Here is an 11,802-nt window from a genome sequence, read left to right as displayed (position 1 = left end):
TGTCAGACCTAATTATAAATGTTCATGTGAACTTGATATAACTCATTTTGCAACAGTTCTTTTCCCGGATATTAACTGTCGCCTCCGAAAATAACGCTGCCAGATTTGCTGTCCTTGCAAAAGTAGACTGATAATTTGTCGCACTTGTTGGATTTGCATTTTTAGCCCTTGATTTCTCTGCCGTAACTGATAAATATTCTCCTGGCTGAGATAAATATTTTCGGGTGCTTGATTCAAGGCTCTATGGGTACAAATTTCATAGACAGTTAATCTATCTGCTATGTATGTTAGCTGCTGCTTAAGTTGCCACATCCGCCAAGCCACATAGAGTAGTATTAGCGAAATGAGGGTATTAACGAGGATAACTAAAATGACCATTGTTTATCTTCACCAATATCAGCTTTGAGGAATTTTTCCATATACTTGACTACGAATTTTATATTTTAGATTTTTTGGGCATGAATCAAAAAATCGCCAATTCGCAAATTTTGTAACAACTATATGCTCACACCTCACAAAACCACAGCTACAATTGCCTTAGATTCACGACTCGGTTTGCGAAATCAACCCGTATGCTCAATAAGCCCCAGCGTTACTCCGTTCCATACATTAACCTGATAATCCTAGTCAATTTGCGATCTTTGCGGCAGTAAGCGCAATGGCACAGCCCCTTTAATTTCGGTGAGAGAACAACACTCCACTCCTTACCGGAGGCTTCCCAGCATCGCTTTTATTATTGTGCTATTAGCTCTACCAGTTTTCGAGTCTGTCGCGTGAAATTAACTAACATTTTGCCTATAAAACCGCACTATTGCTTCACTAAGCAAAAATTGCTGAATGTGCGCTGGGCAAAAGGAAAGTGTGAAAGGAGAGAGTCTATTAATTCCTCTTCGCCTTATACAATTTTCCTAGCCGAAGGCTTGCCCCTCTTGCCTTAAACTTTAACTTCTTCCTTGTTGAAGGCTTACCCCTGATATTTCACTAATCTGTTACTGATAATGATTATTTTTTTATATATCCAGTCTGAGGTGAGGATGTCAAAAAAATTACTATCAACTAATTCCTTCAGAGTCATTTTTCTTGCTTTGACGATTGGATTTTTTGGGTGTGGAAATCAAGCTGCAAGAACTACATTTACTCAAACTGATACCCAGGTAAATGAGAATCTTCCCAAAGTTGTAGCAACAACAAGTATATTATGTGACTTAACCAGACAAGTTGCTGGGAATACAGTTAACCTCACCTGCTTAATTGATCCTAGTGCCGATCCTCATGTTTATAAACCAAAGCCGGAAGATCGTAGAGCTATTGAGCAAGCTAATCTTATTCTCTATAGTGGCTATAGTTTAGAACCAAATCTCATCAAATTAATTAAAGCAACTAAAAACCCTGTACCCAAAGTGGCTGTTGGTCAACTTGCAGTGTCTAAACCACAACAATTTCAAAAAGGTATCAAGAATGTAATTGAACCTCATGTTTGGCATAATACCAAGAATGCTATCAGGATGGTAGAGGTAATTAATAGTAACCTGAAAAAACTCGAACCTAGAGATGCTGATACTTATACTAGCAATACTAAAAAAGTCACAAATGAACTAACTCAATTAGATAGTTGGATTAAGTCAAGAATTGCCAGTATTCCTCCCAAAGAACGCAAGTTAGTTACAACCTCTGATGCACTTGTTTATTACGCTAAGGCATACGGGATTCCCTTAACATCGGGATTACAAGGTATTAGTACTGGCGAAAACCTAACAGGTGTAAGAGAGAAAAATTTGGTTACAAATATTCAACAATCTAAAGTCTCAACAATTTTTACTGAAGCAGCAATTCACCAAAATTCACTTCAATCTGTAGCCAGAGAAGCTTCAGTAAAAATTTCTGCTAGAAAGTTATACACTGAGGGACTTGGTGAACCAGGAAGCGAAGCTGAAACTTATCAGAAAATGATGATCGCCAATACCCGCACAATTGTAGAAGGGTTAGGAGGGACGTATTTAATGTTTCAAGTTAAAGCTGCTAAGTAGTTATAATCTGCATTGATTCATCTGATAAACCGAAGCTTTTTAGATGACGGAAAATTCGGTTTATCAGGATTTTTTATGAAGACAAAACTAGAATGCTATTTGTCTTTTAATCTGATATCAATAACAGTTGCATTGAAGTTGTAGTTAAAACCTTCTAACTCAAATGGCATTCCAATTTTAACTTTACTGTTACCTATAACTGGGCCATTGTCGGTAAGCTGGGCTTTGCCATCTAAAGTCAAAATAAAATCTGCACTAAAATTATTGATTTTGGGATCTGGTAATTCTTTTACAGTGCCATCAGGTTGGGAAACATTCACTGTTCTAGGTAGCTGTTGAATGGATTTAATTTCAATTTCTCCGTGGGGTTGATTGCGGATAATTACATTAGTTTTTCCGCCTTTTTTGAATCCATTATTGAATAATTGTTCGGGGTCACGAACATTCAAACCACGAACTACTAAGTCTACTTCTATGGGTACTGTTTTCGCACCAACTTGGGCAACAGAACCAGAAGTACCAGGAAAGATAAAGATGCCGAATATAACTAGCAAAATTACTAGTGCAGCACCTAAATCTAGGAGATTAATTTTGCCGAACAAACGACCTTTTGAATCTAAAATAGCCATAAAAAGTTTTCCGAGGTAATAGCGAAGTAATTGATTGTAGCAAGAAGCCTTTCGATGGGAATGGCAATTTTCCCTATCTGGTAATAACTGAAAGCGGCTGCGCGTTTCGATTATGCGACAGTTTATCATGAGTTTCGTAAGTTCGGGGGGGTGGCAGCTAACCCTCAAACTTTTACCGTTTAGACTGACGCACTCAGAAAGCAATATCTAGTGTTTAAGCCTATCTTTAGAGGGAATCTCTGACCCCTCACAATTCGGTAGATTTGCGTAAGTGTTGGCTGTATCACAACTCATTTGCTTTTGAGTTAAGAATGCAACTTAGAATACTCCAAATCCGTCTCATAATTTGTCCGATCGTTTTATGTCCTCCCAAAATAATATTCAGAGCTTATTATGTTCAATTGGAAAGTTTTTGTTGCAAATTACCGGGTGTGGCGGCGTAGCTGGTTTTATCCTTTAATTTCAGTGTTAGTTGCTCTAGGCTTGTGCCTGATTACACCCGTACCTGGAAGAGCTTTAGATTTTTTGCCTCTTCTACTCCAAGGATTTCAGGCATTTCAGCTTTCTAATATATCCCCTAACCAAGAAGTCGATCTTGGTAAGCAGATTAATCAGGAATTAGTTGGCAGTCAAGTCCGACTTTACCGCAATCCTGAAGTTAATCGCTATGTGGAACAAGTTGGCCGGCGTTTAGCAGTCAATAGCGATCGCCCCAATCTTCCTTATACTTTCCAAATAGTTGAGGATGACAGCATTAATGCTTTTGCTACCTTGGGTGGCTATGTCTATGTCCACACTGGTTTGTTGAAAACCGCAGATAATGAAGCGGAACTAGCTAGCGTCCTCGCCCACGAAATTGGTCATATTGGGGGGAAACACGTAGTCAAACAGATGCAGCAAAAAGCGCTCGAAAGTGGTCTATTAACAGCAGCTGGCTTAGACCGGAGTACGGCGGTACAAATTGGTGTCCAGTTAGCGCGAGACTTGCCACGCAGTCGTAGCAATGAATTTGAAGCCGATCAAAGAGGACTACGAACTTTGACACGGACTGGTTACGCCCAGTCTGCAATGGTTTCGTTTATGAAAAAGCTGCTGAACAAGGGTGGTTCTGCTCCAACATTTTTGAGTACCCACCCCGGAACTAGCGATCGCATTGATGCCCTCAGACGTGCAATTAACTCCCAACCGAGTAATGGAACTTATGGCTTGGATAATGCTAGTTATAAAGCTAATATTCGACCATTAGCAAGGTCTTGAGGGAATTAGGAATTGGGAATTGGGCATTGCTTATTCCCTTGTCTCCTTCATCTTCCACATCTTTCCCTCCGCCTCATCTCGAATATTATTCAATTCCGATTGCGGCGATCGACTTTGATTTTAGCTGGATTAACGGTAATTACAACTTCTTCTAAAGGGAGGGTACGGATATAGTCTTTAAAAATGTTTACTTGATAAACCAGGTTATTCGTCACATCCAATCCAGTCAACCAGCCACTCCGGGGATGATAAGCGCCAGTATCTATGTCTAGCCATCCTTGTCCTTGTGCCAGTTTACCAGGAGAAACACCTGGCAGAGTAAAGGTAATGGTGTGACCGATGATAATGAGCTTATCTGGAAAGTAGGGTTTTTCAATACTGTGAAATTCCTCTCGTATCCAGCAGAGTTCCTCGGCAGTTTGTTCTGTAACCGACTTAGAAGGGTCAACACCAGCATGAGTTAACCAAATATCGCCCAAGTCGAGATATGTTGGCAAACTCTTGAACCAATCCAGATGATCGTCAGGGATTGAAGCCTCGTGATAACTGGCTACGGTAGCTTGCCCCCCACTGTACAACCACGCTTGCATCGTCGGGGAGGAAGTTCTTTCATTAGTCAGAATGTTTAATAACATCTGCTCATGATTTCCCAGCAAACATGGGTAGTTATGTCGTTTGACAAAATTAACTACTTGTGAGCTATGAGGCCCGCGATCGATTAAATCTCCCAAAAAATAGATTTGATCGTCTGACGTAGGAGCGATCGCCTCCAACAAAGTCATCAAACCTTCATAGTGTCCATGTACATCCCCAATAACAATTCGTCTGGGGCTAGTTTCGCTCATTGTCTCTTAGCTTCAATAGTTTGGCTAATACTTCTGCTACAGTTTAAGCTGTCTGGTTTCCGTAATAGAAGGTAAAAATACTGAACTAAGTTTTATTTTAATTTAATTATTATTCCAGAAATAAATATTATTGATAATGAACATAGAGTAATATGCATAGTTCTTACTGCTCAGAAAGAAAATTAGCAAATTTCACCCGCGTTAGCTTAGAATCTAAGCTATTGCTATATTTCTAACTTTTTACCTTAACAATGTCTAACGATTTCTCTGCTGAGATTAGTTCGCGCATCTGCCAGCACATGAATGACGATCATGCTGATGCCGTAATGATTTATGCTAAAGCTTTTGGTGGTGTAACAGATGCGATCGCAGCACAAATGCTGTCAATTGATGCACAAGGTATGGATTTGACAGCCCAAGTTAATGGGGAAACTGTGCCAGTTCGCATTCAGTTCGATCGTGTTTTAGTCGATGCAGAAGATGCCCATCAAACTCTCATTGCAATGGTGAAGCAGGCGCGGGTAAACGTAAAGTAGAAATTGGGAAGTCCCTAAAGACCCAATACAGTTCGGTTAAGCCAAGAGATGCGATAAATCGCCGTCAAGACGAAGGATTTGATTATTGTAGAGACGGCGATTTATCGCGTCTTTGCGATTTAGAATTTTCATCAAAAAACCTAAGCTGATGTGCATCTAAATTGTATAGTACGAAAACGTAAAATTATTGTAGTGCGGGCATCTTGCCCGCATCGCATATACAAATTAAATACGCAACAGCTTATCACCCAGAGATAGCTACCTCTTCCTTGACTACTGCGGCATAAGGCTTGGTTTGGATAATTTCAAACTTCCAGTCTGAAGAATAATCAGGCAACTCATAGCCAACACTCTTAACATGAGCCAGCATCAACTCATCCCGTTGATGCCAAACTGCAAATATTTTCTCCCTGCCATCGTAAAGCGTTTCTAGGTCAATTTGATAAACCTCATTTACCCGCTTCAGTTTCAAGCCCAACAAATTTAAGAGTCGGCTGAGTATTTTTATTGCGGAAACCTGCTCTTTCTCCACAATTAAGTTAATACCAAGCGCTCTTTTAATATGCTTACTATGCTGAAAAACAATATTTTTAAGCAATATCAAATCTGGATTACTCTCGGTAAACTCTCGTTCTGCTTCGAGAAACTGAAGCATTCCCAAGGCTCTCATCGCCTCAACTTTCAGTGTGTAAGTTTTTAAATCTGGTAGAAAAACTTTCCCTTCACCCCAAGACAATTGCTGATACCATTCTTGCTCGTCTCTGACATGAAAATACTCGCTTTCGTGAGTCAGATAATAATGAATTAACAGTTGACGATAATATCCCTGGTCATCTTGCAATTTCAGCCAAGGAGTAATTTCTACACCATACCTTTGTCTGAGAACATATTTATTGATTTGGTTCCGTTCTCCATCAGTTAGAGAATGCTTCACTAATAGCTGCTCATATTCTACATAATCGATATCTTTAGCGTTAGCTACAGCCATTGCTACTGATAATTGATTTTGCTGTTTAATATCCTTAATTTTACGCTTAATTTCTTTAGCCTTTTGGCGACTGTGCGCCCAATCTTTTTGAACTTTGACAATTTCTAAAATTAATCTTTTGCGGGTAGCTAAATCATCGGCATCAGTTGCCAAAAATGCCAGACGTAAATCTCGAATAATATTATTGTGAACAGCATTACTTCGCATCTGAATTTGATGCCCATCGGCAATTAAACCATCTTGCATCGATTGACGGTAGAGGCGAATAGAAGCATTTACCCGTGCAGATAACTTAGCCCAAGTTCGCAAATGAATCGGGTCATGAACTAAAGGTAAATCCACATCTATTTTATGTAATGGACTAAGCAAAGCTAAATTTTCTTTTTGATTTTCTTGATACCAATCAGATAGCAAGCGATAATTTGTACTACCACTACTAATTAAGCCAATACCTCGTTTCGCACACCAGACAACACGCGGCACATCATCTCGCACTCTTGCTAATGCTTGTCTTGCTTCCGAGTCAGGAATTACCCCTTGAAAAATGCCATAAACTCGGTCGAAATGTTGGACATCAATACTAATTCCTGTACCCAGACTAGGGGTAACAAAAACGCCGTCATAAGCAGAGATTTTTTGATTAATCGCTGCAATAAAATCAACCGCTTCGTGGCCAGGTGTGTTTGTAGTGTGGCTACTAACTACCAAAGTTTTGGGAAATTGCCGTCGTAATTTTTGTAAGCGTTCTTTGAGATAACGTTCGATTGTTTCACAACTGTAACGCCCAGCACGACTATCGGTAGTAACATAACATTTACGCCCAGCAAGTAAATCTAATTCCAGTTGGTGAATTAGCGGTGTTGGGTTGGGCGAATCATAAAAAGTTATGTCCCAACCCTGTTGAGGCTTCCATTGATTGAGAACAACCCAAGGCGTTAATTTAATTCCTGCTAATCCCTGCAAATATTCAAGTGATACGTCTGATAAATCAGCATCTTGGGCAATTACTAACCCCCCAGTTGTTAAAACTGTCGAAATTAGCTGCTGAAATAATTTTAATATTTTTACACGCTTGTGTTTACAAGTATTACTGTTTAATAGATGCCACAAAGACTGCTCTACTTCATCCAGAATTACTATTGCTCCCCGCCAATTTTCCGGGTTAAGTTTCCAAATCGAATCAACGCACAATCCAAGAGATTGCTGGGGAGAGAGTGAGCGGAGGATGGGAGGAGCGGGGGTAAGTGTTTTATCAATCCTTTTGTCTCCATCTTCTTTATGTGTTCCCCATTGAATACCAATTTTTTCACACAAAAATCTTCCTAGTAGAATTCTGTGAGTAATTAATAAAACGGGTTGATTTCTAATTTTTGCTTGCTGAACAACGGCTTGCAATGCTGTAGTTTTACCTGTTCCTTTGGCAGATTTTACTCCTACTAATCCAGAAGTTGGGAAAGGAATTTCACCTATATAAGGGCGATTCAAAGTGAAAGCCGCAGGAATAGTTAACTCAGTGTGGGGTTTTGTTTGAGCCAGATAAATTTCTAAATCAACACTTTGGCGATAAACTTTCTCGAAGCTACTTGCACCTTTGGCAACGATAAACTCATCAACCCCTTTTTCTATTCCTGGAAGTTCAATAACTTTAACAGAGCAATTTTCTTGCTGGAATAAACAACCAAGTTGAGAAATAGCATTATTTACAGCAGCAATTGTCTTAGGTTGAGTTTCAAAATCAAAACAAATATAAAAGCTACGCTTTGTAATTGCAAATGCTGCTAAGTCGGGAATCAACTGACGACGGGTAACTTTACCAAATTCGTCTTTAACAACCCGATAACCACTAGTAATTCCAGGAATGGCAATAGCTGCATATCCTTGTGTCAACAGTGTGGCTGCTTTCTTCACACCCTCGCACAGAATGAGGGGAATGTTTTGTTGCATCACCCATTGCCAAAAGCCTCTAGCTTCACCATCAGCAGTAATGGTGATATTGTCAGGGATGACCAAATTGTAACGTCCAGCGACTTGCTGCCACACTTGCAGCGTTACCCGCAAACAAAACACTCGTGTTGGCGTGCTAGGGGGATGCTCATATTTGATGGATTTAGCATTGTGATTCTGTCGGGGTTGGTTTGGCTTAAAGCATCCCCATTCCATCATCTGCCAACTATTCAAAGGGTCTAGCCCCGAACACCACCAACCACCTTCAGTAATATGAGCATAACGCTGCAACCATCCAGCTTTCACCATTCCGGTATTGGTGCGGGGGAGTAGCTCAGAAATCAATAGGTACTCATAAGCAGTTACGCCTTGGAGTGACCTAAAATTGAGTTGTACAAGGTGTAAGTCTATACCACTACTCTTGACTAATTCCTCAAGGTGTTGGGGGTGTAAATAGTGCAGATGCATAGGGAAAGACCGGAAGGAAAGACGATGAGATTAAAACATTAACACGCATCTGCTTTTTTTCTATAAGAGATATTGCGAGGCTTTTATGATGCTTTTTTTACTTCGTTACGGGAGACACATCGGTTTAGCCTCTAGTGGGTTATTCTGCCTATTAGATCCCCAAAGTAATAATTTTGTATTGTGATATTTATTCGATTTTAATTTTAATTTATCAGTAAATCTCTGCGTTACGGAGTGCGATCGCTGTAGGGGTTGCCGCAGCGATCGCTATAGGGTAGCATCTTGCAAGACAAGCTTTGTCAAGAATCGTAGACGCACATTGGGTTGTAGCTATGTACTATTTCAGTAGTGATATCGGGCTTGAAGAAAATCAATTCGGTCATCACTTACTAGATAAACAATCCGGTGTTCTTGAGTAAGTCGCCGCGACCAAGCATCTGAATCTAAGTATTTCAATGGTTCAGGTTTTCCAATACCTGTAAAAGGATCTCGCATAATCGCTTCAATCAAGTTAAAAGCGCGAAGCGCAGTTTTGCGGTTTGTCTCTACCCAATAAGCGAGGTCTTCCCGAAATTCTGGATGAAATACAGCATCTCGAACTTTATTTTCTTGGGGTTGGGTTTCATCCTTCTTTTTCTTCGTCAATTCCCAACTCCTGACGTAGTTCGTTGATACTTTGAGGTTTTAAAGTTCTAGCTTTTGCTCTTTCCAAAGCAGTCAACAGACGGACTGCATTTTTAGGTGAACGAAGTAAATGAGATGTTTCTAGTAAACTATCTAGTTCATCAACAGCAATTAGGGCGACGTTTTCGCCTTCTTGTCGCGTGATAATTACCACTTCTCTATCTGCAACTACTTGATTGCAGAGTTCGGCTAGGTTATTACGAGCATCAGTCAAGTTTGTCTGGTTGGACATGGTGGGAGATTTCCTAATGCTGTAGGCTTTACAGAACATAATAGCTTGATTGGTTGGACAATTGTATGTTAGCTAAAATTAGTATTGATAAGTGCCTCAAACTTCTAAGTAACTAGGATACAACTATGAAAGAACCTACGGTCACAAAAAAACAGAAATATCAGTTTATTGCCGACTGTTTAGCCCAACTACCCTCCGATAGACTACTATCTCAAGCGAAAACAGACGAGCAACGAATCGAGTGGTTGAGGTTAAGGCTTAACTATGGATTACTATCAGTATTTTGGAAAGAAAGTCATTCTATTCGACATAATCCATTTAACGTTATTGCTGATAATAAGCAAATTGACCCTCATATTTGTGAACACTACCGACGATGGATGAACTATCTGATAGGTTTATGGAAATTGGTACAGGTTGTTGAACCGCTATTTCGAGAAAAATGTCTAAAAGCAAACTTACCTTTTAAGTATCCTTTCCAATCTCCTTTGGAAATGTTCTTCGCATTTTTGGAAGAAGAAGCAGAAGATGAGTTTTTACCTTGTCTACAAAATCATTATGAAAAATCACTTCTAAAAATCAAGGAAATGATTAACTCAGGCAAAAAATCTCATCTAGTAGAAAATAAAAATGGAACGACAAAGTTAGTTCTTGAGGAGCAACGTAATTCACTAGAAGTTAAGAACTATAAATCATTAGAAAAGAAGCATTTTGTTAAAGAAAGACGTTGGTACTTTCTTTTTATTACTTTTTGTCGGATAGAGTCAAAGTCAAATCCACGGATTAAAGAAAATTTTGATACCTTTATGACAGCATTTTACGAATTTCAAAACCATATAGCTACTTCAATTCGTAAGAGAGAATCAGCTACCTGGTAAAAAAGCTACTCTTATGCTTGGAAAAAAGGTACAAAGGTCTGTGCTGGTAAAGGTGGTGCTTATTCTGCTTAACAATTATTCATATCTTTGACACAGTTGATACACCCACTAGGAACAGGCTTTAGTCTGAAAACTATAAATTTAGTGGGTTTTTAACCTATGAATAAAAACAATGGAATTGGTTTTTTACAGTCTTCACCCTCCTTTTCCCAAAAATCGGAATACGATGTTTACGCTCAAAAGTCAGTGGATAAGGTAGAAAAACAGCAGGGGATGCTTGTCTCTTCCGATCCTCCAACACCACTCCCACCTGTAGTTTCAATCCCCATATTGATGTATGGAGGAATTGCAGTAGCCGTCATTATTTCAATGAGTTACTTTTCCCAAATCCAATTGAAGTTGATTACTGAACTAATCAAAACACTAAACAAAAAGACTAAGTAGTTTGCTAGCACTTACATAACAATATCAGCAGTCAACTTCCAAGGCTGACTGCTGATATTGTTAAGCTCTGAACTAAGCCCCGACAGCTTCCTTCGCGGCGTACAACACCTCAGCGTTGATTTCTTTGAAACCGCGATCGCAATTAAATTTATGAGTGCTGCACTAGATTTATATTATGTTACGTGAAATGATTACTGAATAGCACGTAAAAATTATAATTAACATTTTACAAATAGTTGCGATTGTTTCCAATCTAGACAAAGACTTTCTTCCACTTGCTATTTTGGCATATAATGAGATTATAAACATCTTAGTTAAATACTCACTTATAATATTGTTTTTATCATTCGTAATTGGTGAAGAAAATGGCTAAAACATTAATAATACAGTTGTCAGATGACTTAGAAAGGAAATTAACTGCTCAGGCGGAAAAACTGAATCTATCTTTAGAAGATTTAATTCTGCAATCGTTATCTCAATCAGCTAAACAGGAAAATATCTCAGAATTCGATCCAATTTTTCCTTTACTAGGTACATTGGAATTTGATAATTCTGATGTAGGAGAAAACCACGATCAATATCTCCAGCAAACTTTGCAGCATCGCAATTAAATTTATTAATTCTCTTAAACTGTCTGTCTTGTAAGCTGATGTGCATCTAAATTGTATAGTACGAAAACGTAAAATTATTGTAGTGCGGGCAACATGAGCGCATCGCATATACAAATTAAATACGCAACAGCTTATAGCGGTTTTCACTTGAGTGAGAGACAATTAAATGTACTATAGAGATTAAATAAGTAAAATTTGTCACCAATGAAAGCATACTCCATAGATTTGCGGCGGAAAATTACGGAAACTTATGAACGCG

12 protein-coding genes are annotated in these 11,802 nt (G+C 39.0%); 6 read left to right on the top strand and 6 right to left on the bottom strand.

Features of this window, described 5'->3' with window-relative positions; translation table 11 throughout:
* Positions 1–42: 42 nt before the first annotated feature.
* Complete coding sequence (locus CDG79_RS35930; protein ID WP_094346362.1) at positions 43–378, bottom strand: hypothetical protein; 336 nt, start codon at positions 376–378, stop codon at positions 43–45.
* A gap of 656 nt (positions 379–1,034) precedes the next feature.
* Here CDG79_RS35930 and CDG79_RS35925 point away from each other — a divergent pair.
* Positions 1,035–2,027 carry a metal ABC transporter solute-binding protein, Zn/Mn family gene (locus CDG79_RS35925; protein WP_094346361.1) on the top strand — a complete coding sequence of 331 codons (993 nt, stop codon included), beginning with the start codon at positions 1,035–1,037 and terminating at the stop codon, positions 2,025–2,027.
* 95 nt (positions 2,028–2,122) lie between these two features.
* Here the strand turns inward: CDG79_RS35925 and CDG79_RS35920 are convergent, their stop codons facing one another.
* Positions 2,123–2,656, bottom strand: coding sequence for a DUF4330 domain-containing protein (locus CDG79_RS35920; RefSeq protein ID WP_094346360.1), 534 nt, complete (start codon positions 2,654–2,656; stop codon positions 2,123–2,125).
* A gap of 393 nt (positions 2,657–3,049) precedes the next feature.
* On the opposite strand from CDG79_RS35920, the gene CDG79_RS35915 reads away from it, so the two are divergent.
* Complete coding sequence (locus CDG79_RS35915) at positions 3,050–3,913, top strand: M48 family metallopeptidase (protein ID WP_094346359.1); 864 nt, start codon at positions 3,050–3,052, stop codon at positions 3,911–3,913.
* Positions 3,914–4,002: 89 nt separating this feature from the next.
* On the opposite strand, the gene CDG79_RS35910 is transcribed toward CDG79_RS35915, so the two are convergent.
* Entirely contained in the window at positions 4,003–4,758 is a 756-nt protein-coding gene (locus CDG79_RS35910; protein WP_094346358.1) for a metallophosphoesterase family protein, read from the bottom strand.
* 251 nt (positions 4,759–5,009) lie between these two features.
* Between CDG79_RS35910 and CDG79_RS35905 the strand changes: the two genes are divergently transcribed.
* Positions 5,010–5,294, top strand: a complete 285-nt coding sequence (locus tag CDG79_RS35905) for a DUF2470 domain-containing protein (protein ID WP_094346357.1) — start codon at positions 5,010–5,012, stop codon at positions 5,292–5,294.
* 244 nt (positions 5,295–5,538) lie between these two features.
* On the opposite strand, the gene CDG79_RS35900 is transcribed toward CDG79_RS35905, so the two are convergent.
* The 3 genes from CDG79_RS35900 to CDG79_RS35890 all read right to left on the bottom strand — a co-directional run bounded on the left by CDG79_RS35900 (position 5,539) and on the right by CDG79_RS35890 (position 9,610).
* On the bottom strand, positions 5,539–8,694 hold the full coding sequence (locus CDG79_RS35900) for a plasmid replication protein, CyRepA1 family (protein ID WP_094346356.1): 3,156 nt from the start codon (positions 8,692–8,694) through the stop codon (positions 5,539–5,541).
* A gap of 342 nt (positions 8,695–9,036) precedes the next feature.
* Positions 9,037–9,339: a Txe/YoeB family addiction module toxin gene (locus CDG79_RS35895; RefSeq protein ID WP_094346355.1), complete on the bottom strand. Its 303-nt coding sequence runs from the start codon at positions 9,337–9,339 to the stop codon at positions 9,037–9,039.
* Positions 9,317–9,610, bottom strand: a complete 294-nt coding sequence (locus tag CDG79_RS35890) for a type II toxin-antitoxin system Phd/YefM family antitoxin (RefSeq protein ID WP_094346354.1) — start codon at positions 9,608–9,610, stop codon at positions 9,317–9,319. The genes CDG79_RS35895 and CDG79_RS35890 overlap by 23 nt, the downstream gene beginning before the upstream one ends.
* Before the next feature lie 125 nt (positions 9,611–9,735).
* Between CDG79_RS35890 and CDG79_RS35885 the strand changes: the two genes are divergently transcribed.
* From CDG79_RS35885 to CDG79_RS35875, 3 genes are all read left to right on the top strand, one after another.
* Positions 9,736–10,488 (top strand): hypothetical protein, encoded by a 753-nt coding sequence (locus CDG79_RS35885; protein ID WP_094346353.1) that lies wholly within the window; start codon positions 9,736–9,738, stop codon positions 10,486–10,488.
* A gap of 159 nt (positions 10,489–10,647) precedes the next feature.
* The gene (locus CDG79_RS35880; RefSeq protein WP_094346352.1) at positions 10,648–10,932 is read left to right on the top strand and encodes a hypothetical protein; all 285 of its coding nucleotides are present in this window, start codon (positions 10,648–10,650) and stop codon (positions 10,930–10,932) included.
* Positions 10,933–11,297: 365 nt separating this feature from the next.
* Positions 11,298–11,543: a hypothetical protein gene (locus CDG79_RS35875; RefSeq protein ID WP_094346351.1), complete on the top strand. Its 246-nt coding sequence runs from the start codon at positions 11,298–11,300 to the stop codon at positions 11,541–11,543.
* Positions 11,544–11,802 lie beyond the last annotated feature (259 nt).

This window comes from Nostoc sp. 'Peltigera membranacea cyanobiont' 232 (assembly GCF_002245985.1).
Taxonomy (GTDB): Bacteria; Cyanobacteriota; Cyanobacteriia; order Cyanobacteriales; family Nostocaceae; genus Nostoc.
This window is presented reverse-complemented; position numbering and strand designations above follow the sequence as displayed.